Below are 22,486 nucleotides of genomic sequence, written 5' to 3'. Positions count from 1 at the left end.
CACTCATTTCCTGAAGGAAGACCTCGGAACATCATGATGCGTTTCCATTTCGCCCAACGTTTCTGCCTCGGCGCACTGCTCCTCGCCGGTGCGACGGTTGCCGTCACCCATGCCGAGGAGACCGCGCCCGCCGGACCTCAGCCGACCGCCGATCTGCCGCTCGACGAGCTGCGGACATTCGCGGATGTCTTCGGCCGTATCAAGGAGGATTATGTGGAGCAGGCCGATGACAGGTCGCTGATCGAGAGCGCCATCCGCGGCATGCTGTCGGGTCTCGATCCCCATTCGTCCTATCTGAACGCCGAGGAATACCGCGACCTTCAGGTCGGAACCAGCGGCGAGTTCGGGGGGCTCGGGATCGAGGTCGGTCTCGAGGACGGGTTCGTCAAGGTGATCGCCCCGATCGACGACACGCCCGCACAACGGGCCGGTCTGCAGGCGGGCGACATGATCATCCGGATCGACGAAAAGCCGATCAAGGGTCTGGGCCTGGACGAGGCCGTCAAGCTGATGCGCGGCAAGCCGGGAACCGAGATCCGGCTGACAATCATGCGCGGCACCGAGCAGTCTCCCTTCGACGTCACCATCGAGCGCGCCATCATCCAGGTCGCGAGCGTGAAGAGCCGAATGCTGGAGCCGGGCTTCGGATACGTGCGCATCACCAGTTTTCAGGCCCATACCACGGACGATATGCAGAAGGCCATGGGCCAGCTCGAGAAAACCAACGGCGGCAAGCTCGAGGGGCTGATTCTGGATCTGCGCAACAATCCAGGCGGCGTTCTGAGCGGTGCGGTCGGTGTCAGCGATGCCTTTCTGACCCGGGGTCTGATCGTCTATACCCAGGGCCGGGTCAAGGACAGCAAGATGCAGTTCGAGGCCGGACCGGACGACCTCCTGGACGGTGCTCCCATCGTGGTTCTGGTCAACGGCGGAAGCGCCTCCGCATCCGAGATCGTCGCCGGAGCGCTCCAGGACCATAAGCGCGCCATCATCATGGGCACCCGAACCTTCGGCAAGGGTTCGGTCCAGACCATCGTTCCCATCGACGACACCACCGCGCTCAAGCTGACGACCGCCCGCTATTACACGCCTTCCGGGCGTTCCATCCAGGCTCAGGGGATCGAGCCGGACATCGTCCTGCATCCGGGCGAATTCAAGCCCAAGTCGGATGACGACCTGAAGTCGGTGAAGGAGGCGGACCTGATGAGGCATTTGGGCGAAGAAACCGAGGTGCCGAGCGCGGCGGATGAAGCCCAGCGACCGCCAGAAGAGGAAAAAGCGAACGAAGAGGATTCCGATAGCCCGACCATCGACGATTTTCAGCTGAACGAGGCGCTCAATGTCCTCAAAGGCGTGACGATCTTCGGATCCCGTAAGGCCGGATCCGAGAAGGCGCCATGATCCCTTAGCCGTTCGTCATCGAGGCCGGCTTCCTGTGCCGGTCTTCGCTTTGCCGGCCGGATCCCTGTTCTCGGAACCCAGACGGGCTCATCCGGCCATTTCGACCCACCTTGACTCGTTTCGATTCATTCGGAGGCCATTCAGATGCCTAAAGTGCTCGTTCCGCTCGCCCAGGGATGCGAGGAGATGGAGGCCGTCACCATCATCGACCTGCTACGTCGCGCCGAGATCGAGGTCGTCACGGCGAGCCTGACCGACACACCGGTGACGGCCAGCCGAGGGACCGTATTGATCGCCGACACCGCACTGGACGCCGTTGTGGATCAGGCGTTCGACATGATCGTCTTGCCGGGCGGTCTGCCAGGCGCCACCCACCTTCAGGAAGACGATCGCATACGCGACCTGCTGCAGCGCCAGCAGTCCGAGGACAGGTACTCGGCGGCGATCTGCGCGGCCCCGAGGGTCCTGGCCGCGGCGGGTCTTCTGGAGGGCAAGACGGCCACTGCCTATCCGGGTGCGCTGGTCGCCGACGACCTTCCCCTAACCAGGCTCACCGACGCCCCGGTCGAGGTCGACGGCAAGATCGTGACCGGCCGAGGGCCCGGAACCGCCATGGACTTCGCCCTCCAGCTCATCGAGATCCTGCAGGGACGTTCCAAGCGCGACTCCGTGGAGCGCGATCTGGTTCGCGCACCATAGGTTTCAAGCAGCGACCCTAGCCATCCTACCGGCCCTCGACGACCAAGATCCGACACCATGACCGCATCGCTCTGGATAACGGCCGCGATTCCACTCGTCTCGCTCCTGTCGAGCCTGGCGGCGACCCGCTGGCTATGTTCCGACGCTGCGTTACGAATCGGTCCCATGGATCTTCCGAACGACCGCTCGCTGCATTCGCGCCCGGTTCCGCGAACCGGCGGACTGGCCGTGCTGTTTGGAACGCTCGCTTCGCTGGCCTTCCTGTTTGTCTGGGAACCTCTGCCACCGGAGCTCATCTGGCTCGCCGCATCGCTGGCCATGGTGGCGGCGATCTCCTTTCTGGACGATCTCGGAGAGGTCTCGGCCGGCATTCGCCTGGGCGTGCATCTCGGGGCGGCGCTCCTGCTACTGATCGGCGGACTGGGCTGGACTCGGCTGGATCTGCCGAGCGGCTGGGTGACCCTTCCCGCCTGGATCGGTATCCTGCTGACCCTGCTCTATGTGGTTTGGATGATCAATCTCTATAACTTCATGGACGGCATGGACGGACTGGCCGCCGGCATGGCCGTCTTCGGCTTCGCCGCCCTGGGTCTGCTGGGACTGATCGGCGGGGAATTCCTGTACGCCCTCGTCGCCTTCTGCATCGCCGGGGCGGCGGCCGGATTCGGGATCGTCAATTTTCCTCCCGCCCCCATCTTTCTCGGTGACGTCGGCTCCTCGAGCCTGGGTCTGCTGGCCGCCGGTCTCTCGCTCTGGGGCGTTCAGCTCGGACTCTTCCCTCTCTGGACCGCCTGGCTGGCCTTCTCGCCCTTCATCGTCGACGCAACCTGGACCCTCGTGGCCCGCGCCTGGCGGCGCGAGCGGCTGTGGGAGGCGCATCGCTCCCATCATTACCAGCGTCTGGTGCTCGCCGGCTGGAGCCACCGCAAGACGCTGCTTCGCGCCTATGTGCTCATGGCCGCATCCGGTGCCTGCGCGGTCGCCGCGCCCAGGCTCGCCGAACGGGAGCAATGGATGCTGCTCGGGGCCTGGGTTCTCATCTACGGATTCGTTCATCTCCGGGTGCGATTGACCGCGTCCGTATCGGCACCGGACCACCCATGAACCCTCTCGTCGACCGGCTGCGCTCGCGAACGGCCGCCTTCACGCACGATCTGCTGACGATTCCGGGCGCCTGGCTCCTCGCCTATTGGCTGCGCTTCAACCTGGACCGGATCCCGGCCGAATTCCTGGCCAGCGCACTGCATTCGCTGCCCTGGGTGCTGCTGGTCCAGGGCGGCATGTTCTGGATCTTCGGACTCTATCGCGGTGTCTGGCGCTTCGCCTCGCTGCCCGACCTGGTGCGGATCACCAAGGCCGTGGCGGCGGGCACCCTGCTGATCGTGCTCGCGCTCTTCCTGATCAACCGCTCGACCCATATCCCACGATCGGTTCCGGCCATCTATCTGGGTTTGCAGCTGCTGATGCTGGCGGGTCCGAGAATGATCTACCGCTGGCTGAAGGACCATCGCCTCAATCTCTCCTCCGGCCCGAGGGTGCTCATCATCGGGGCCGGACGGACCGGGGACATGCTCGCCCGCGACATGCTCCGCGATTCCCACCGTACCTACTTCCCGGTCGGATTCGTCGACGACAAGCTGCGCCGCCAGGGCAGCGAGGTCCAGGGACTGACCGTCTTCGGCCCGACCTCGGCGATCCCAGAGATCGTCCGCCAGCAGGGGATCGATCTGCTGCTGCTGGCCGTACCCAACGCCAACGGCAAGGAGATGCAGCGTCTGGTCGAGATCTGCGAACGGACCGGTCTGCCGTTCCGCATCCTGCCGCAGCTGAAGCGTCTCATGAGCGGCCAGCTCGACATGAGCCAGCTGCGGCCCGTGTCGATCGAGGACCTGCTCGGACGCGATCCCGTCTCTCTGGACTGGCCGGAGATTCGCGCCGGACTGGCCGGCAAGCGGATCCTGATCACGGGGGCGGGCGGCTCGATCGGCTCCGAGCTGGTGCGCCAGATCGCCGGCAGCGATCCGGCCCGCCTGATCCTGGTCGACCACGGCGAGTTCAATCTCTACCGCATCGAGACCGAGCTGCTGGAGACCCATCCGGATCTTCGCTTCTCACGGCATCTGCTGGACGTGGCCGACGCGGGGGCCATCGCCGCGCTCTTCGACGCGGAGCGGCCCGACATCGTCTTCCACGCCGCCGCCTACAAGCACGTCCCCCTGCTGGAGAATCAACTGCGGGCCGCGATCCGCAACAATGTGATCGGGACCCGGATCGTCGCCGAGACGGCGGCCGAGAAGGGATGCGAACGCTTCGTCCTCATCTCGACCGACAAGGCGGTCAACCCGGCCAACGTCATGGGTGCGACCAAGCGCATCGCCGAATCCATCTGTCAGGGACTGGATCGTCGCTCGGAGTGCCGCTTCATCACGGTACGCTTCGGCAACGTCCTGGGCTCGGCCGGGAGCGTGGTGCCGCTCTTCCGCCGCCAGATCGAACAGGGCGGACCCGTGACCGTGACGCACCCGGACATCGAGCGTTTCTTCATGACCATCCCCGAGGCCTGTCAGCTGATCATGCAGTCGGCGGTGATCGGCGACGGCGGCGAGATCTTCGTGCTCGACATGGGCGATCCCATCAAGATCCGCTATCTGGCCGAGCAGATGATCCGGCTCTCGGGACGCGAACCGGGGGTGGACATCGCCATCCGCTACGTGGGTCTGCGTCCGGGCGAAAAGCTCTACGAAGAGCTCTTCTACGCATCCGAGGAGTTGGTATCCACGCGTCATCCCAAGATCCGGGCGGCCAGACATGCGAATACCCTGTCCGACACCGAACTCGTCGAGGGTCTGGAGGACTTGAGGCGTTCCGCCGAGACCTTCGATCATGAACGCATGCTGGTGGCCTTGAACCGCCTTCTGCCCGGTTGGTCGAAGGAGCGGTCGGGAGCGCCTGCACCGTCTCGATCCGATGCCATCTCCACAGAGCAGGCTTGATCCAAGGTCACAGATGGATACGAATCCCAACCAAGACGCGCTTCTGGTCGAAGGGGTGCCGGTCATTCGCGGCATGCGCGAGGATCCGGACGAGGGACGGCTGGAATCATCCGCTCCTGATGTCGATGGCAACGAGGACGAGGCGCCGCTCCCCGGAGAATCAGGCTCTGCAGAGAGCCAGGTGCTCGCCCATCTCCAGACGCAGGGCAAGCTCACGGTGGGCGATCTCGGACGGGCGCGTCGACTGGCCGACGATGCCGGCGATCCGCTCGTCCCCATGCTGGTGAGATTGGGTCTGGTGTCAGAGCGCGATATGGCGCGGGCGATCTCCGAGGTCCTGGATATCCCGCTCGCAGAGCCGAACGGATTCCCGAGCGAGCCGGTTTCGGAGGAGCTCTTCTCGCTCAGGTTCCTCAAGGATGCGCGGGTGCTGCCCTTGAGCGAGGATGCCCAATCCATCCGCGTCGCCGTGGCCAATCCGATCGACGAATTCACCCTGGCCGCGATCCGCATGGCGGCGGGCAAGGAGGTGTCGCCCCTGGTCGGACTGCCGACCGAGATCGAGTCGGCGATCGAGCAGCTCTACGAGAAGGTGAAGGAGGCCCCGGCCGAGGCCGAGTCCGATCTCGGCGATTTCGACGAGGAGGACATCGAGCATCTCAAGGACCTCGCCAGCGAGGCCCCGGTCATCCGCATGGTCAACCAGCTGATCCAAAAGGCGGTCGAGTCGCGCGCCTCGGATATCCATATCGAACCCTTCGCGGACACGCTGAAGGTCCGCTACCGGGTCGACGGCATCCTCAACGAGGTCGACGCCCCGCCGGTGCGCTCCACCGCTGCGGTGATCTCGCGCGTCAAGATCATGGCCAAGCTCAACATCGCCGAGCGCCGTCTGCCCCAGGACGGGCGCATCCCCATCCGCATCCAGGGCAAGGATCTCGACCTGCGCGTCTCGACCGTGCCCACCATGTTCGGCGAGAGCGTGGTGATGCGTCTGCTCGACAAGGAGAGCATACGCTTCGATCTGGACGCGCTCGGCTTCGACGGTCCCCCGCGCCAGCGCCTCGGCGAGATCCTGGAGAAGCCCTACGGCATCCTCCTGGTGACGGGTCCGACCGGCTCGGGCAAGAGCACCACCCTCTACACCGCGCTCAGCCGGCTCAACACCGAGGCGCGCAAGATCATCACGGTCGAGGATCCGGTCGAATACCAGTTGCCTGGCATCAATCAGATCCAGGTCAAGTCCTCGATCGGCATGACCTTCGCCGGGGCACTGCGCGCCATGATGCGCCAGGACCCGGACATCATCATGGTCGGCGAGATGCGCGACCTGGAGACGGCGCGGATCGCGGTCCAGTCGGCCCTGACCGGCCACATCGTGCTGTCCACCCTGCACACCAACGACGCCGCCAGCGGTGTCACCCGTCTGCTCGACATGGGGGTCGAGGACTATCTGCTCACCTCGACCATCAACGGCATCCTGGCCCAGCGTCTGGTACGACGTCTCTGCCCCGAGTGTCGTCAGCCCTATCCGGCCGTGGCCGAACTGGCCGAGCGCTTCGGACACATGGCCGATACCTCGCAGCCCCTGGAGCTCTATCGCGCGGTCGGCTGCGACGCCTGCAACGGCACCGGCTACCGCGGGCGTCTCGTCATCAGCGAGGTCCTGACGATGAGCGACCGGATCCGCAAGGCGGTGCTGGCCCAGGCTACAGCGACCGAGATTCGCCAGATCGCCGTCGATGAAGGCATGGAGACCATGTATCAGGACGGTCTGCGCAAGTCGCTCGACGGCCGCACCACCATCGAGGAGGTGCTGCGCGTGGCCGAGGGCAATTGACGATGTTCGCACCCGATGCCCGCAGGGGCCGCGAAGATCCACCATCGATAGGGATTCGGGATGCCGAAATTCTTCTATAAGGCGGTGAAGCCGGACGGCGAGGCCGTGGAGGGCGAACTCGAGTCGGTCGACGAGGCGACCCTGATCCGCCGACTCCAGGGCGAGGGTCTGATTCCGATCGAGACGCGGACGACCCGCAGTCTGATGTCGCGTTTCGGGCGTACCCGCCGCCGCCGGCTGAGCCAGAAGGAGACCGGCATCCTCACGCGCGAGCTGGCGACCCTGCTCGAGGCGGGGATGACGCTCGACCGCTCGCTCCAGATCCTGGTCGATCTGACCCAGGAACAGCACATCGTCCGCGTTCTGAGCGATCTGCAGGAACGGGTTCGCGGCGGCGCCACCTTCTCCAGCGCGCTGGAGGCGCAGGACGGTCAGTTTCCCCGGCTCTACGTCAACATGGTGCGGGCCGGGGAGGCGAGCGGCGCGCTGGATCAGGTGCTGGACCGTCTCGCCGACTATCTGGAACGGGTCGCCGAATTGCGCCAGACGGTGACCTCGGCGCTGGTCTATCCTTCGATCCTACTGTTCGTCTCCGGGCTCTCGGTGATCATGCTGCTGGTGTTCGTGGTGCCCCAGTTCACCGTACTCTTCGACGACATGGGCGAGGCGCTGCCGCTGCCGACCCAGATCGTGGTGGCGGCCGGCGATCTGTTCCGCAACTACTGGTGGGCCATGCTGTGCATGGTCGCGCTGGTCGCCGTGCTCATCGAGCGCTGGCTGCAGAATCCGCGCGTGCGCGACCGTGTCGACGCCAGGGTGCTGACACTGCCCATGTTCGGCGATCTCGTCTGGAAGATGGAGACGGCGCGGCTGTGCCATACCCTTTCGACACTGCTGAAGAATGGACTTCCACTGCTGAATGCACTGACGCTTGCCAAAGAGGTCGTCTCCAACCGCAAACTCTCCGGACTCTTGAACGAGGCCGCGGACGATCTCAAGCACGGCCGAGGACTCGCATCGCCGCTCGCCCGTCTGGAGGCGCTTCCCGATCTGGCGTTGCAGATGATCCGCGTCGGCGAAGAATCGGGCAGTCTGGACGCCATGCTGGCCAAGGTAGCCTCCATCTACGACCGCGAGACCCGAACCAGCGTCCAGAGCATGCTCACCCTGCTGGAACCTGTGCTGATCATCGGTCTCGGCGTCATCGTCGCCGGCATCATCATTTCCATCCTCATGGCCATCCTCGGGGCGAACGACCTGGTCTTCTGAGTCGGATCAGACCCTCACTTGGCCGCCAATCGCCGGCAACCTACAATGCCGGCCCGCAATCAACGGATATCGAGGCAACAAGATGCGCACAAACAACGCTCGTCGCAGCAAGGGTTTCACCCTGGTCGAACTGCTCGTGGTACTGGCCATCCTGGGTCTGCTGGCCGGTCTGGTCGGTCCTCAGGTCATGAAGTTCCTCGGCTCGTCGAAATCCAAGACCGCCAAGCTGCAGATCGAGGATCTGTCGTCGACGCTGGATCTCTACCGTCTGGAGCTCGGCCGTTACCCCACCGAGTCGGAGGGCCTCAAGGCGCTGGTCGAGAACCCAGGCAACCAGAGCAACTGGAACGGTCCCTATCTGAAAAAGGGCGAGGTTCCCAAGGATCCCTGGGGCTTCGAGTATCAGTACCGTTTCCCGGGCGAGCACGGCAGTTTCGATCTCTGGTCGCTCGGCGCCGACAACCGCGAGGGCGGCGAGGGCGAGAACGCCGACATCGCCAGCTGGGAGTGACGGTTCCGGGGATGCACTGAGGTGCGCGCTTCCGGTCGAGGCTTCACCCTCGTCGAACTGCTGGTCGTGATGGTCATCGCGGCACTGGTGATGGCCGCGACCCCGTCGCTCTTCTCGGCGGCCCTGCCCGGCCTCGAGATGAAGTCGGCCGCGCGCCGCACCGCGTCGACCTTGCGTATGGCCAGAGAATCGGCCATACGTCAGGGCGCGGACGCGGCTTTGACCGTCGATCTGGAGCACCATCGGCTCGATCTGCCCGGTTATCGCAGCCTCGTCCTGCCCAAGGGGCTCTCACTCCGGCTCGAGGCCGCCAGCAGCGAGATGATCGACGACCAGCGGGGCAGGATCCGCTTCTTCCCGGACGGCAGCTCGACCGGCGGCCGGATCCTGATCCTGAACGGGAACCACGGCTATCAGGTCGGGGTCACCTGGCTGACCGGGCGGATACAGCTCACGCCCTGGGAAGAGCCATGACCGGGTCCAGGCAACGGGGCTTCTCACTGTTGGAGGTCTTGGTCGCCTTCGCCATTCTGGCGATTTCGCTGGGGGTCCTGCTGCAGATCTTCTCGCGCGCGACCCTGACTGCGGCGACCACATCGCAGTACGTTCAGGCGGCCTCGCTCGCCGAATCGCTCCTGAACGACGTGGACGTGGATATTCCGCTCCTCGAGGGTGCGGTCTCGGACCGATCGGAGGACGGATTCGACTGGGAGGTCACCATCGTGCGGGTCGAATTCAACGAGGAGGCATTCTTCGAGCCGCCGGCGACTCCCTATCGGGTCAATGCGACCGTGATCTGGGACGATGCGGGCCGCACGCGTCATCTGACGCTCTCGACCCTCAGGCTCGGCGAGAAACTCTGAGATGCGCTCCATCGCCGTTCATCGTTCGCCGAACCAGGGCTTCACCCTGGTCGAACTGCTGATCGCGCTCGCCATCATCGGTCTCATCACCCTGCTGCTCTTTTCCGGTCTGAGGCTCGGATCGCGCGCCTGGGAGGCGGTGGACGCCGCCGCGCTGCGAACCGGGGATCTGCGTCTGGCACATGGCTTTCTGAGAACCAGCCTGAGCCAGATGCGAACCCTGTCGACCACCTTCGACGGCGAGCAGATCCTGCTCTTCAACGGCGATTCGAGACATATCGAATTCGCGGCTCCACTGTCCGACCGTGTCGGCATTCCAGGAATCTATGTGCTGCGTCTCGCGCTCGAGGACGACCGGGAACGGCCCAGCCTGGTGCTCACGCGCTGGCTGTTCCATCCGGAGGTCCTGGCGGGCGGCGACGATTATCCGCCCTGGGAGCCGTTGGAGAGAGAGCGCGGCATGTCGCTCGCCGGCTTCGAAACGGACATGGACGCCGGCGGCGGGGCCTTCGGCCGGACGCTGCTGCTCGAACAGGTGAAGGTTCTGGATATCGCCTATTACGGACTCGCCGATGGCGACAGCGAACCGCAATGGCACGAGGAATGGATGAAGCAGACTCAATGGCCGTTCGTGATCCGCATTCGTCTATGGTCCCAGACCCAGACCTGGCCGGACCTCTTCGTCGATCTGCCGGTGCGCCGATGACCGGGGTCGCCCGTCAATCCGGCATTGCACTGGTCCTCGTCATGTGGGTACTGACCCTGCTGACCGTCATGGCCCTGGGCATGACCGCGACCCAGAGAACCGAGACCTCCCTGACCGACAATGCCATCTCCACGGCCCGCTTCCACGCGCTGGCCGATGCCGCCATCGCCTATACGGCCTTGTCCTTCATGTCGGAGCCACAGGATTCCGAAACCGACGGGGAGCAGGAATCCCCCACCGTCTGGCTGCCCAACGACGTCCCTCGGATGTGGAGTTTTGCTGGCGAGAACCTGATCATTCGGGTTTCGAACGAGTCGTCCCGAATCAACCTGAATCAGGCCCAGCCGGATGAGCTGCGCACCTTGCTGGGGTTGCTCGGCGTCGGGGCGGAAGAAGGGGATGCGATCGCCGCGGCCATCGCCGACTGGCGCGACGAGGACGATCTGGTTCAGCTCGATGGGGCCGAGGACGACGACTACATGGCCGAGGGTCGCTCGCTCGGAGCCAAGGACGCATTCTTCGACTCGGTGGAGGAACTGCATCAGGTCATGGGGATGACCGGCGAGATCTACCGCAGGCTAGCTCCGCTGGTGACCGTCTATACGAGCGGTGGCTCGGTCGATGAGGATTTCGCCGCGCCCGAGGTGCTTGCAACCCTGCGAGACCTCTCGCTCGAAGAGGCGATCGAGGAGGTCGAGAAGCGCGACCTGCCGACGGTGCCGGGGGCCGAGGCCCCCAAGACCCGCAATCGAGGCGGCCCGCTGTATCGGGTGCGTATCGAGGAAAACTCGGCAGGGCGGCCCGGTCGGACCATGGAGGCGCTGTTCGAGCTGACTCCCGGACAGAAGCCTCCCTATTACGTACATTGGCGACGCTACGGACTGGATCGTCGGCAGCCGAATGCGGCCCCTTCGGACCAGGGCTAGCTGGTTTCGGCTGGATCTCGGATTTACACTGGACGCCGATCTGCTCGATATCCTTCTTTTTGCACCTTTTCGTTCAGACTGAATCGCGTCAGGATCAACTCCGGTCAACGGCCGGCCACTGGAATGCAACCTTAGAGATGGCCTTCACAGATCGTCTGAACCAGCTCGTTGGCGGGCTCTCCCGCTCGGCGCCCATTCCGCTCGGCTCCTCGGAGGTGCTCGGCGAGCGCTTGTTCGGCTGTCTGCCCGTGGCGGCACGGGACGCCCTGGCGCGCAGACATCGGCGCCTGGTCTTGGAACTGGCCGGCGACATGGCGCGGGTGAGCCAGCTCATCGGTCACCAACGGGACTATCTGGGCGATATCGCACTCGAGGGTCCCGTGGGGCTGCCGTCCTCCTTCTACGAATTGGCCAAGGAACAGTCCTCCACCATCGAACTGGTGCTGCCGAAATCGGCCGTCCTCCTGCGGCCGGTGTCCTTCCCCTCGCAGGTCAAGACCAATCTGGCTCAGGTGATCCGATACGAATTGGATCGCCTCTCGCCCTTCCGGGCCGACGAGGTGATGTTCGATTTCGTCTCGCAAGGCAACGCCAGGCACAGCGAGAAATTGTCGCTGGAATTGGCCATTTGCAGACGTGATATCCTCGAACCTTGGATCCAGCGCTTCTCGGATCTCGGCGCCGCCGTCGACAGAATCCATTGGGTCGGGTCCTGGCCACGGGCCAATCTGCTTCCACCCGATCAGCGACCGCGCAGGCGAAGATTGCATATCGGTCTCGGTATGGTCCTCTGGATCCTGGTCATCCTCTCGACCGCGGTGGCCATGGCGACCCCGATCTGGCAGAAATCGCGTGTCCTCGAAGACCTGGAGACCGAGCTCAAGCGTGCGCGCAGCCAGGCGGTCGCGGTGGACGAACTGCGCCAGGAATTGGAGCGCGCCCGCGAGGGAAGCACCGCCGTGTTGCAGCGCAAGGTCGATCAGCCGCCCATTCTCGAGCTCCTGCGCGAGCTCACCGATCGTCTGCCGGACGATACCTGGATCCAGAATCTCGAGTTCAATGATGGTCAGGTCGACCTGCGTGGCGAGTCGGGGCAGGCGACCGCCTTGATCGCACTCCTGGAACAGACGCCGGGCATCGATGACGTGTCCTTCAAGTCCCCCGTCACCCAGATCGCTCGGACGGGCAAGGAACGCTTCTACATCTCTTTCAGCTTCAACCGAAGGGAGGGGCCGTGAGGGCCGTGTCGAAGCCCAAGACCTTTTGCCTGATCGTCTGGCTGAGCGGTGTCGCCGTGCTGCTGGGCATGCTTGGCGGAATCCTTCTGCCATGGGCCGATGGCAACGCCGATCTGAACGAGCGGATCTCCGGCACGCAAGACCAGCTGGTCCGCTATCGGCGCATCCTCCAGTCCCGTCCCGCGCTGGAATCCGAACTTCAGAAGGTCCGCAACAACGACAGCTACAAGGCATTCTATTTCAATGCCCCGACCAAGTCGCTCGCTGGAGCCCAGCTCCAGTCTCTGGTCCAGGACATCGTCAACACGGCCCAGGGGCGTCTCGTCAGCACTCAGCTGCTGAACCAGCAGGACCAGGCGAGCTCGCCGGCACGCATCAGCGTGCGCACCCAGATCCAGGGATCGACGGATGCCTTGCTGACGATTCTCTATCAGATCGAACAGGCCAGGCCCTTTCTCTTCATCGAACGCATGTCGATCCGCTCCTCGGCGCGTCCCATCGTGGTGAACCAAAACAACGCGAGACTTCCGGTGCGTAGGCCGCCCATGAACCGCGACGAGCTGACGGTGAGACTGGATATCTTCGGATTTACCCTGGGGAGCGAATCTTGATCAAGTCGATTCCTGGTATCTCCATCCCCGGTGCCTTCCTATTCCTGCTGTTGGGGATTCTGGTCCTGCAATGGCGATCCTGGCCTCCGCCGGCATCTGAGCCCAGCGAAGGCGAGTCCCGGGTTCCTGTCGCGGCTCCGGACTCCTCGACGAGCACGGATCCGTCGCTGATCGATCGATTGAGCTACCTGGACGACAAGGAACACTATGCGATCGTCATGGAGCGACCCTTGTTCCGTCCCGATCGCCGTCCGCTTCCCCCGGACGATCCGGAGTCGGAGGCCCCTTCCGGGCCGGATATGAGCCTGGAGCTCGGTAATCTCGACCTGACCGCCGTGCTCATCACGCCGTCGCTCACATCGGCCTGGATCAAGGATCCGGCGCAGCCCAAGCTTCAGCGTCTACGGATCGGCGATGACTATGCCGGCTGGTCGGTTCGCGAGATCCAGGAGGATCGGGTACTGCTGGAGCGACAGGGTGAGCGGCATGCGCTAATATTGCGCGACTATTCCAAGACACCGCCCTCTTCGACCACCACCGTTCCTGCCAAGCAGCGTCCGCGTCCAATCAGGGCGAGGAAGCGCCCGGACATGCCCTCTCGGAAATGATCCATCGGTCGTCGTTCACGCACCGCTCCAATCGAGTCACCATGTATTCCGACCTGCATACCCATCGCCCCCTTCCGCTTGGAAACTGGCTGACAGTCATCGTGCTGCTCGTCCTCCTCCCGTGTCTCTCCGCGTGCGAGCAGAAAGACTGGGATCCGACTCTCAGGGTCGGTAAACCCGAGGGCCATATCGTCGACGGCGATCAGCTGAAGCGTCTGGAGGAGATGAAGCAGCGTGGCGGGACGGACGCGACGACGATCGCCCTGGGAGACCAGGGCGGCAAGGGGCTCAAGGCCGTGGATTCGCTGCAGCGGGGTACCGGATCCTTCGTGCGCAAGGTCAACCCTCCGAGCGTGGATACGACGCCTGGAGACGTCACGCTCAACTTCGACGGCACCGATATCCGCGAGGTGGTCAAGGTGGTGCTCGGGGATCTGCTGAAGGTGAATTATGTCCTTCATCCCTCGGTGCAGGGCGTGGTCTCCCTGCAGACCGGACGCCCATTGCGTCGCGAAGACCTGATTCCGACCCTGGAAACCCTGCTGCGCATGAACAATGCAGCCATCGTCTATCACGACGGGACCTACGAGGTGGTTCCGATCGCGAACGCCATGCAAGGCAAGGTGGTGCCGCAGCTCGGCGAATCCTCGCGCGCGCTGCCGAACGGCTACAGCGTTCAGGTCATCCCCTTGCGCTACATCGGTGCCGAGGAGATGAGCAATATCCTCCAGCCTTTGGCTCCCGAGGGGAGCGTCATCCGGGTCGACAATCTGCGCAATCTGCTGGTGATCGCCGGAACCAGCTCCGAGATGGGCAATCTGCTGGATACCATCCGGGTCTTCGACGTCGACTGGATGTCCGGTCTCTCGGTCGGATTCTTCGTGCTGGAGTTCGCCAAGGCCAACGAGGTGCAGGACCAGCTCAAGAGCCTCCTCGCCGACGAGGGCGGCAATCCGCTGAAGGGCCTGTTCCGATTCGTACCGATCGAAAGCGCCAACGCATTGCTGGTGGTATCGCCTCAGGAGCGCTACATCCAGCAGGCGCGCAACTGGATCGAGCGGCTCGACATGGCCGAGGCGAGCGGCGACGCGGCCGAGCGTCTGTTCGTCTATCGGGTGAAGCATGGCGATGCGGAGAAGCTCGCCGAAATCCTATCCCAGCTGTTCGGCGGAGACAGCGGCGGCTCGACCAACCGTTCCGTCGGCAGCGTGGCCCCCGGCCTCGGCAGCTCCAGCATCGGCTCCAAGGCCAATGCGGTCATGGCGACCGACAGCACCTTTGGGAGCAGTGGTAGCACCACATCTAACACCTCTACCGGATTCTCCGGAGGGACGCAGCGATCCTCCACCTCGCACGAGGTCCAGATGAGCTCGCAGGTCAGCATCGTCGCGGACGGTGTGAACAATTCCTTGTTGGTCCGGGGATCGCCGCGTGACTACAAGAAGATCCTGGATGCCTTGAAGCAGCTGGATATCGTTCCATTGCAGGTCCTCGTCGAGGCGACCATCGTCGAGATCACCCTCAGTGGTGGCCTGCAATATGGCGTTCAGTGGGAACTCTTCGGTCCGGCCTCTGAGGGGAAGAGCTATGCCTCCCTGGATGGCTCGCTCGATGACTCGACCAAATCGGGGATCTCCACATCCTTTCCGGGATTCAACTGGGCACTGGTCTCGGATCCCAACACCATCAAGGCGACATTGAGCGCATTGGCGAGCGAGAGCCTCGTCAATGTCCTATCCTCGCCCTCTGTCATGGTCATGGATAACCAAACGGCCAAGATTCAGGTTGGCGAGGAGGTTCCAATCGCGACCTCCGAACAGCAGAGCACCACGACCGACAACAGCCGTGTTCTCAATACCATCGAATACAAGAAAACAGGCGTGATGCTCTCGGTGAAGCCGCGCGTGACGCCCGGCGGTCTGGTTCAGATGGAGATTGAGCAGGAGGTGAGCAACGTTGCCAAAACGACCAGCTCGACACTGGATTCACCGACCTTCCAAACCCGTAGCATCAATAGCTCGGTTGCGGTGCGCTCGAATCAGGCGGTCGTTCTGGGAGGCTTGATCAAGGATCAGCGCGAGCAGGGCAAGGCCGGAATCCCCGGGCTCTACAAGCTGCCATTCGCCGGCGTACTGTTTGGCGAGAGTACCAAGTCGGCCGGACGCACCGAGCTGATCGTGGTGCTCACACCCAAGGTCATCTCGAGCGATCAGGACTTGGAGGCCGTGACCGAGGACTTTCGCCGGAAGGTCAAGGGGCTCGACTTCAAGTTCTGAGGCAGCTACCAGCGCGATGATCGCGCTGGAGGCCAATCGTTCGGACACAAAAAAGGCGGCCCGATGGCCGCCTTTTTCGTCTTTCCGAGCAATCGGCTATCTCGGCAGATCCGTCTGACCCATCAGCCATTGATCGACCGCGCGAGCGCATTGACGCCCCTCGCGGATCGCCCAGACGACGAGGGACTGGCCGCGGCGCATGTCGCCGGCGCAGAAGATGCCCTCGACCGAGGTGTGATAGGCCTCGTCACCCTCGGTGACACCCTTGACGTTGCCTCTGGGGTCGAGCTCGAGACCGGCCTCTTCCTGAAGCTGCTGGATCATGCCCGTGTGCACGGGATGCACGAAGCCCATGGCGAGCAGGACCAGATCGGCCTTCATCTCGCCCTCGCTGCCCGGAATCTCCTTCATCTGCCAGCGACCCTCGGCATCCTTGCTCCACTCGACCTTGGCGTAACGGACGGCGGTCACATGGCCTTCGTCATCGCCGACGAATTCCTTGGTGGCGAAGTTCCAGATACGCTCGCAGCCCTCTTCCTGGGAGCTCGATGTGCGCATCTTGTTCGGCCAGTTGGGCCAGGTGAGATTCTTGTCCTCCTTCTCCGGAGGACGATCCAGGATCTCGACCTGGGTTACGGACTTGGCGCCGTGCCGATTGGAGGTACCGATACAGTCGGAGCCGGTGTCGCCGCCGCCGATGACCAGCACGTGCTTGCCCTGGGCGCTGATGAAGTCGGCGTCCTGGACGAAGGATCCCTGGACCCGCTTGCTGTTGCGCGAAAGGAAGTCCATTGCGAAATGGACACCCTCGAGCTCGCGTCCGGGCACCGGCAGATCGCGCGGCTTCTCAGAGCCGCCGGCCAGAACGACCGCGTCGTAGGACTCGCGCAGCTTGCCGATCGGGATGTCGACGCCGATATGGGCGTTGGTGTGGAACTCCACGCCCTCGGTGCGCATCTGCGCCATGCGGCGGTCGATGAGGGACTTGTCGAGCTTGAAGTCGGGAATCCCGTAGCGCAGCAGACCGCCGATGCGGTCGGCCTTCTCGTACAGGGAGACCTGATGGCCTGCACGGGCCAGCTGCTGGGCCGCGGCCATGCCGGCCGGACCCGAACCCACCACGGCGACCCGCTTGCCGGTACGGCGCTCGGGCACCTGAGGCTTGATCCAGCCCTCTTCCCAGCCGCGATCGACGATCGCGCACTCGATGGTCTTGATGGTGACCGGGTTGTCGTTCAGGTTCAGGGTGCAGGATGCCTCGCAGGGCGCGGGGCAGATGCGTCCCGTGAACTCGGGGAAGTTGTTGGTCGAGTGCAGGACCTCGATCGCCGCCTGCCAGTCGCCTCGGTACACCAGATCGTTCCAATCCGGAATGATGTTGTTGACCGGACACCCCTGATGACAGAAGGGAATCCCGCAGTCCATGCAACGGGCGCCCTGCTCGCTGAGCTCGGACTCGCTGAGCGAGATCACGAACTCCTTGTAATGAACCACGCGGTCGGCCGCCGGCGCATAGCGCCGGTCGCGACGTGCGTATTCCATGAAACCGGTTGGCTTACCCATGGTCGACGATCCCCTTCAGCGGCTTGTTCGGCTTGGGCGGTCGGCTCTGATTCTGTTGCATGTCCTGCAGGGCGCGCCGGTAGTCCACCGGCATCACCTTGACGAACTTGGCCAGATAGCTGGACCAGTCGTCGAGGATTCGGCGAGCGACCGCTGAATTGGTGTAGTGCAGGTGCTTTTCGATCAGCGACCTGAGACGCTTGGCATCGTGACGGGTCATGTCGCGGCTCACGTCGACGCGGCCATGGGTCTCCAGATCGCCGCCCTGATGGTCGAGCGCCTCGAGCACGTCGTCCTCTTCGGCGATCGGTTCCAGCTCGACCATGGCCAGGTTGCAGCGATCGGCGAAATCGCCGGCCTCGTCCAGGACGTAGGCGACGCCGCCCGACATGCCGGCGGCGAAGTTGCGTCCGGTGGGACCCAGGACGACCGTAATGCCGCCGGTCATGTACTCGCAGCCATGATCGCCGACGCCTTCGACCACCGCCGTGGCGCCCGAGTTGCGCACGCAGAAGCGTTCGCCGGCCACGCCGCGGAAGAAGCATTCGCCGCCGATGGCACCGTAGAGCACGGTGTTGCCGACGATGATGTTCTCCTCGGCATTGCCGATGGCGGATTCGGCCGGCGGATAGATGATGACGCGTCCGCCCGAGAGACCCTTGCCGACATAGTCGTTGCCCTCGCCCTCGAGTTCGAGGGTGACGCCGCGCGCCAGCCAGGCGGCGAGCGATTGACCCGCGGTGCCCTTGGCCTTGATGTGAATCGTGTCGTCGGGCAGGCCGGCATGACCGTAACGCTCCGCCACGCGTCCCGAGAGCAGGGTGCCGAAGGTGCGGTTGAAGTTCTTGATCGGGGTCTCGATCCGAACCGACTCGCCACGCTCGAGCGCGGGCTGAGCCTGACGGATGAGTTCGTGATCGAGCGCCTTGTCGATACCGTGGTCCTGACCCTCGCAATTGCGCAGCGCCACCTCGGGACCGACCTTGGGCTTGGCGACCAGACCGCCGAGATCCAGGCCGTGCGCCTTCCAGTGCGCGATCGCGCGGCGCATCTCCAGACGATCGGACTGACCGACCATCTCGTCGAAGGTGCGGAAGCCCAGTTGCGACATCAGCTGACGCACCTCTTCGGCGACGAAGAAGAAGTAGTTGATGACGTGCTCGGGCTTGCCGGTGAAGCGCTTGCGCAGCTCGGGATCCTGGGTCGCGACGCCGACCGGACAGGTGTTCAGATGGCACTTGCGCATCATGAGACAGCCTTCGACGATCAGCGGAGCGGTCGCGAAACCGATCTCGTCGGCGCCGAGCAGGGCGGCGACCACCACGTCGCGGCCGGTGCGCATGCCGCCGTCGGCCTGGACGGCGATCCGGCCGCGCAGACGGTTGAGCACCAGGGTCTGATGGGTCTCGGCGAGACCGATCTCCCAGGGCGAGCCGGCATGCTTGATCGAGGTCAGGGGGCTGGCGCCGGTACCGCCGTCGTATCCCGAGATGGTGACGTGATCCGCATGCGCCTTGGAGACGCCCGCCGCGACCGTGCCCACGCCGATCTCGGAGACCAGCTTGACCGAGATGCGCGCCTTGGGATTGACGTTCTTGAGATCGTGGATGAGCTGGGCCAGGTCCTCGATCGAATAGATGTCATGGTGCGGCGGCGGCGAGATGAGCCCGACGCCCGGGGTCGAGTGACGCACCCGCGCGATCTGCACGTTGACCTTGTGGCCGGGCAGCTGACCGCCCTCGCCGGGCTTGGCGCCCTGGGCGATCTTGATCTGGATGTCGTCGGCGTTGACTAGATACTCGGTGGTGACGCCGAAGCGGCCCGAGGCGACCTGCTTGATCGCCGAGCGCTCGGGGTTCCGGGAGCCGTCCGCGAGCGGATTGAAGCGCTCCGGCTCCTCGCCGCCCTCGCCCGTGTTGGACTTGCCGCCGATGGCGTTCATCGCCTTGGCCAGGGTCGAGTGCGCCTCGTAGCTGATCGAGCCGAACGACATGGCGCCGGTCGCGAAGCGCTTGACGATCTCCTTCGCCGGCTCGACCTCGTCCAGGGGTACGGGCTTGCTGGCGAACTTGAAGTCCAGCAGACCGCGGAAGGTCAGCAGGTGCTCGTTCTGCTCGTTGATGATGCGCGAATATTCCTGATAGGTGCTCCAGTTGTTGGAGCGGGTCGCGTGCTGCAGCTTGGCGATGGTCTCCGGGGTCCAGATATGATCCTCGCCACGGATCCGGAAGGCGTAGTCGCCGCCGACGTCCAGATGCTTGCGATAGATCTGCTCGTTGCCGTAGCCCTGCGAATGCCAGCGCACGGCCTCCTGAGCGACCTCGGCCAGACCGATCCCCTCGACCTTGGACTGGGTGCCGGTGAAGTATCTAGACAGGAAATCGCCGTTGAGACCGACTGCGTCGAAGATCTGGGCGCCGCAATAGGACTGGAAGGTCGAGATGCCCATCTTGGACATGACCTTGAGCAGCCCCTTGCCGACCGCCTTGATGTAGCGCTTCTGCGCCTCCTCGAAGGTCAGATTCTCGGGCAGGCGGGGCAGCATCGACTGGATGGTGTCGAAGGCCAGATAGGGATTGATGGCCTCGGCGCCGTATCCGGCCAGGGTGGCGAAATGATGCACCTCGAGCGCGGCGCCGGTCTCTACGACCAGACCCGAGCTGGTGCGCAGACCGCGGCGAATCAGGTGGTGATGCACCGCCGAGGTTGCCAGCAGGGCCGGAATCGGGATGTAGTCCAGATTGGTGTTGCGGTCGGACAGGATGAGGATGTTGTATCCGGCCAGAACCGCTTCTTCGGCCTCCTTGCAGAGCCTGTCGAGGGCGCCCGCCATGCCTTCGGCACCCTCGGCCGAGGGGTAGACCATGTGCAGGTTCTTGGTGCGGAAGGCGCCGCCCGAGCTGTCCTCGATATGGCGTACCCGCTCCAGATCCTGATTGGTGAGGACCGGCTGGTTCACCTCCAGGCGCCAGTGCTTGCCGGCCTCGTTCAGACCCAGCAGATTGGGCCGCGGTCCGATGAGCGAGACCAGCGACATGACCAGCTCTTCGCGGATCGGGTCGATCGGCGGATTGGTGACCTGGGCGAAGTTCTGCTTGAAGTAGGTCGAGAGATGCTTGGCCCGGCTGGAGAGCACCGAGGGCGGATTGTCCGCGCCCATGGAGCCGATGGCCTCCTGTCCCGTCATCACCATGGGGGTGAGCAGGAATTTGAGGTCCTCCTGGGTGTAGCCGAATGCCTGCTGGGCATCGAGCAGGGTGTCGTCGTCCGGCGCCATGGGGGCGACGTTGGTCGGCAGCTCATCGAGATGGATCTGGGTCTTGGTCAGCCATTCGCGATAGGGCTGCGCCGAGGCGAGCTCGGCCTTGATCTCGGCGTCGTCGATGATGCGGCCCTGCTCCAGATCGATCAGGAACATCTTGCCGGGCTGCAGACGCCATTTCTTGACGATGCGCTCCTCGGCGATGTCGAGCACGCCCATCTCCGAGCCCATGATCACCATGTCGTCGTTGGTGACCAGATAGCGCGCCGGACGCAGACCGTTGCGGTCCAGGGTCGCGCCGATCTGACGGCCGTCGGTGAAGGCGACGGCGGCCGGCCCATCCCAGGGCTCCATAAGTGCGGCATGGTATTCGTAGAAGGCGCGGCGGTCGCTGTCCATCTGCTTGTTGCCGGACCAGGCCTCCGGGATCAGCAGCATCATGGCATGGGCCAGGGAGTAGCCGCCCATGACCAGCAGTTCGAGCGCATTGTCGAAACAGGCCGAGTCGGACTGACCCTCGGGGATCAGGGGCCAGATCGAATCCAGGTCCTCGCCGAGGATGTCGGAGCGCATGGTATGACGGCGCGCCGCCATCCAGTTGACATTGCCGCGCATCGTGTTGATCTCGCCGTTGTGACAGATCATGCGGAACGGCTGTGCCAGGTCCCAGGTCGGGAAGGTGTTGGTCGAGAAGCGCTGATGGACCAGGGCCAGGGCCGAGTCGAAGCGTTCGTCGCTCAGGTCCAGGTAGTACTTGCCGACCTGGTCGGCCAGCAGCATGCCCTTGTAGTTGAGGGTACGCGAGGACATGGAGGCGACGTAGTAGGCCGTCTTGTCGTATCCGGCGCTACGGATCTCGTTGTCCATGCGCTTGCGGATCACGAACAGCCGACGCTCGAAGCTGTCCTGGTCCGAGCAGTTGTCACCGCGGGCGACGAAGACCTGCCGGACCACGGGCTCGGTCGGGAGCACGCTGACGCCGAGATCGCTGTTGTCGACGGGGACATCGCGCCACCCCAGCACGGTCTGACCGCCCTCGACAAGGCGGCGCTCGACCGTTTCCTGCATGCTGTTGCGATCCTGCTCGTCGCGCGGCAGAAAGACCATGCCGATGCCATAGGAGCCGACCGGCGGCAGATCGAAATCCACGACCGCGCGGAAGAAGGCGTCCGGGATCTGAACCAGGATGCCGGCACCGTCTCCAGCCTTGGGATCGGCGCCGACGGCACCCCGGTGGGTCAGGCGTTCGAGGATTTCGAGCCCTTGCTGGACGATCGCGTGGCTTTTCTTGTTCTTGATGTGACAGACGAAGCCGACGCCACAGGCGTCACGCTCATTGGCTGGGTCATAGAGACCCTGTGCGGGTGGTAGGGCACGAAGGCTCATCGCTGACCTCGTTGATACCTAAGGTAAGTAATTCCGACTGTATGGCATCCTTCGTCTGGGCCTTCCTTTCGAAGGCCGTGGAAGACCGAGCGGACTCGATCCTGGACGGAAGCCAACATCCTGTGATCCTTGATACCGGATAGATCCCGTCCGACGGCGGGCGGGCCGTACTCGGCGTTGCGATATCCAGTGTGATCAGACTTCAGCGATCCGGTCGTCCAGCGCGGAAGTCCGGCGGGAGATCGTCGCTCGAGGCGACGCGTCACGAGGTAACCAGACCGGGTTGAAATCGCGAACCCCCAATCATATCGCCTTTGCATTGGTCGTGCCAGAG

Annotated in this window: 17 protein-coding genes; 15 read left to right on the top strand and 2 right to left on the bottom strand. The window is 64.0% G+C overall.

The window, feature by feature from the left end; all coding sequences use genetic code 11:
- Nucleotides 1-36 precede the first annotated feature (36 nt).
- The 15 genes from D779_RS00745 to gspD all read left to right on the top strand — a co-directional run bounded on the left by D779_RS00745 (nt 37) and on the right by gspD (nt 15,941).
- On the top strand, nt 37-1,401 hold the full coding sequence (locus tag D779_RS00745) for a S41 family peptidase (RefSeq protein WP_043748116.1): 1,365 nt from the start codon (nt 37-39) through the stop codon (nt 1,399-1,401).
- 144 nt (nt 1,402-1,545) lie between these two features.
- Entirely contained in the window at nt 1,546-2,100 is a 555-nt protein-coding gene (locus D779_RS00740; RefSeq protein ID WP_043747954.1) for a DJ-1 family glyoxalase III, read from the top strand.
- Between the two features lie 165 nt (nt 2,101-2,265).
- The gene (locus D779_RS00735) at nt 2,266-3,204 is read left to right on the top strand and encodes an MraY family glycosyltransferase (RefSeq protein ID WP_332307729.1); all 939 of its coding nucleotides are present in this window, start codon (nt 2,266-2,268) and stop codon (nt 3,202-3,204) included.
- Nucleotides 3,201-5,093: a polysaccharide biosynthesis protein gene (locus D779_RS00730; protein ID WP_043747949.1), complete on the top strand. Its 1,893-nt coding sequence runs from the start codon at nt 3,201-3,203 to the stop codon at nt 5,091-5,093. The genes D779_RS00735 and D779_RS00730 overlap by 4 nt, the downstream gene beginning before the upstream one ends.
- A gap of 13 nt (nt 5,094-5,106) precedes the next feature.
- Nucleotides 5,107-6,933: a type II secretion system ATPase GspE gene (gene gspE, locus D779_RS00725; protein WP_198295640.1), complete on the top strand. Its 1,827-nt coding sequence runs from the start codon at nt 5,107-5,109 to the stop codon at nt 6,931-6,933.
- A 60-nt stretch (nt 6,934-6,993) separates the two neighbouring features.
- A complete protein-coding gene (locus D779_RS00720; protein ID WP_043747947.1) occupies nt 6,994-8,202 on the top strand; it encodes a type II secretion system F family protein in 1,209 nt (402 codons plus the stop codon).
- 82 nt (nt 8,203-8,284) lie between these two features.
- Nucleotides 8,285-8,713, top strand: a complete 429-nt coding sequence (gene gspG, locus D779_RS00715; RefSeq protein WP_043747944.1) for a type II secretion system major pseudopilin GspG — start codon at nt 8,285-8,287, stop codon at nt 8,711-8,713.
- Between the two features lie 21 nt (nt 8,714-8,734).
- On the top strand, nt 8,735-9,187 hold the full coding sequence (locus D779_RS00710; protein ID WP_043747941.1) for a GspH/FimT family pseudopilin: 453 nt from the start codon (nt 8,735-8,737) through the stop codon (nt 9,185-9,187).
- On the top strand, nt 9,184-9,576 hold the full coding sequence (locus D779_RS00705; protein WP_043747938.1) for a type IV pilus modification PilV family protein: 393 nt from the start codon (nt 9,184-9,186) through the stop codon (nt 9,574-9,576). The genes D779_RS00710 and D779_RS00705 overlap by 4 nt, the downstream gene beginning before the upstream one ends.
- 1 nt (nt 9,577) lies before the next feature.
- Nucleotides 9,578-10,282, top strand: coding sequence for a prepilin-type N-terminal cleavage/methylation domain-containing protein (locus tag D779_RS00700; protein WP_043747935.1), 705 nt, complete (start codon nt 9,578-9,580; stop codon nt 10,280-10,282).
- On the top strand, nt 10,279-11,208 hold the full coding sequence (locus D779_RS00695; protein WP_052347635.1) for a type II secretion system minor pseudopilin: 930 nt from the start codon (nt 10,279-10,281) through the stop codon (nt 11,206-11,208). Before D779_RS00700 ends, D779_RS00695 begins: the two co-directional genes overlap by 4 nt.
- Nucleotides 11,209-11,345: 137 nt before the next feature.
- On the top strand, nt 11,346-12,446 hold the full coding sequence (locus tag D779_RS00690; RefSeq protein ID WP_043747932.1) for a PilN domain-containing protein: 1,101 nt from the start codon (nt 11,346-11,348) through the stop codon (nt 12,444-12,446).
- A 5-nt stretch (nt 12,447-12,451) separates the two neighbouring features.
- Entirely contained in the window at nt 12,452-13,057 is a 606-nt protein-coding gene (gene gspM, locus D779_RS00685; protein ID WP_232424031.1) for a type II secretion system protein GspM, read from the top strand.
- A complete protein-coding gene (locus D779_RS00680; protein ID WP_043747928.1) occupies nt 13,054-13,665 on the top strand; it encodes a hypothetical protein in 612 nt (203 codons plus the stop codon). Before gspM ends, D779_RS00680 begins: the two co-directional genes overlap by 4 nt.
- Nucleotides 13,666-13,706: 41 nt before the next feature.
- The gene (gspD, locus tag D779_RS00675; protein WP_043747925.1) at nt 13,707-15,941 is read left to right on the top strand and encodes a type II secretion system secretin GspD; all 2,235 of its coding nucleotides are present in this window, start codon (nt 13,707-13,709) and stop codon (nt 15,939-15,941) included.
- A gap of 96 nt (nt 15,942-16,037) precedes the next feature.
- Here gspD and D779_RS00670 read toward each other — a convergent pair whose 3' ends face one another.
- Together D779_RS00670 and gltB are read right to left on the bottom strand one after the other, a co-directional pair.
- Nucleotides 16,038-17,504 (bottom strand): glutamate synthase subunit beta, encoded by a 1,467-nt coding sequence (locus D779_RS00670; RefSeq protein WP_043747922.1) that lies wholly within the window; start codon nt 17,502-17,504, stop codon nt 16,038-16,040.
- Complete coding sequence (gene gltB, locus D779_RS00665; protein ID WP_043747919.1) at nt 17,497-22,152, bottom strand: glutamate synthase large subunit; 4,656 nt, start codon at nt 22,150-22,152, stop codon at nt 17,497-17,499. Before gltB ends, D779_RS00670 begins: the two co-directional genes overlap by 8 nt.
- Between the last annotated feature and the right edge of the window lie 334 nt (nt 22,153-22,486).

The organism is Imhoffiella purpurea (genome assembly GCF_000585215.1).
Classification (GTDB): Bacteria; Pseudomonadota; Gammaproteobacteria; order Chromatiales; family Chromatiaceae; genus Imhoffiella; species Imhoffiella purpurea.
The sequence above is the reverse complement of the archived record's forward strand: the minus strand, read 5'-3'. Positions and strand labels throughout refer to the sequence as shown.

Bases quoted from the DNA above. Each gene is read 5' to 3' on its own strand.
- D779_RS00745 (WP_043748116.1), top strand. From the start codon at position 37: ATGCGTTTCCATTTCGCCCAACGTTTCTGCCTCGGCGCACTGCTCCTC.
- D779_RS00740 (WP_043747954.1), top strand. From the start codon at position 1,546: ATGCCTAAAGTGCTCGTTCCGCTCGCCCAGGGATGCGAGGAGATGGAG.
- D779_RS00735 (WP_332307729.1), top strand. From the start codon at position 2,266: ATGGATCTTCCGAACGACCGCTCGCTGCATTCGCGCCCGGTTCCGCGA.
- D779_RS00730 (WP_043747949.1), top strand. From the start codon at position 3,201: ATGAACCCTCTCGTCGACCGGCTGCGCTCGCGAACGGCCGCCTTCACG.
- gspE (WP_198295640.1), top strand. From the start codon at position 5,107: ATGGATACGAATCCCAACCAAGACGCGCTTCTGGTCGAAGGGGTGCCG.
- D779_RS00720 (WP_043747947.1), top strand. From the start codon at position 6,994: ATGCCGAAATTCTTCTATAAGGCGGTGAAGCCGGACGGCGAGGCCGTG.
- gspG (WP_043747944.1), top strand. From the start codon at position 8,285: ATGCGCACAAACAACGCTCGTCGCAGCAAGGGTTTCACCCTGGTCGAA.
- D779_RS00705 (WP_043747938.1), top strand. From the start codon at position 9,184: ATGACCGGGTCCAGGCAACGGGGCTTCTCACTGTTGGAGGTCTTGGTC.
- D779_RS00700 (WP_043747935.1), top strand. From the start codon at position 9,578: ATGCGCTCCATCGCCGTTCATCGTTCGCCGAACCAGGGCTTCACCCTG.
- D779_RS00695 (WP_052347635.1), top strand. From the start codon at position 10,279: ATGACCGGGGTCGCCCGTCAATCCGGCATTGCACTGGTCCTCGTCATG.
- D779_RS00690 (WP_043747932.1), top strand. From the start codon at position 11,346: ATGGCCTTCACAGATCGTCTGAACCAGCTCGTTGGCGGGCTCTCCCGC.
- gspD (WP_043747925.1), top strand. From the start codon at position 13,707: ATGTATTCCGACCTGCATACCCATCGCCCCCTTCCGCTTGGAAACTGG.
- D779_RS00670 (WP_043747922.1), bottom strand. From the start codon at position 17,504: ATGGGTAAGCCAACCGGTTTCATGGAATACGCACGTCGCGACCGGCGC.
- gltB (WP_043747919.1), bottom strand. From the start codon at position 22,152: ATGAGCCTTCGTGCCCTACCACCCGCACAGGGTCTCTATGACCCAGCC.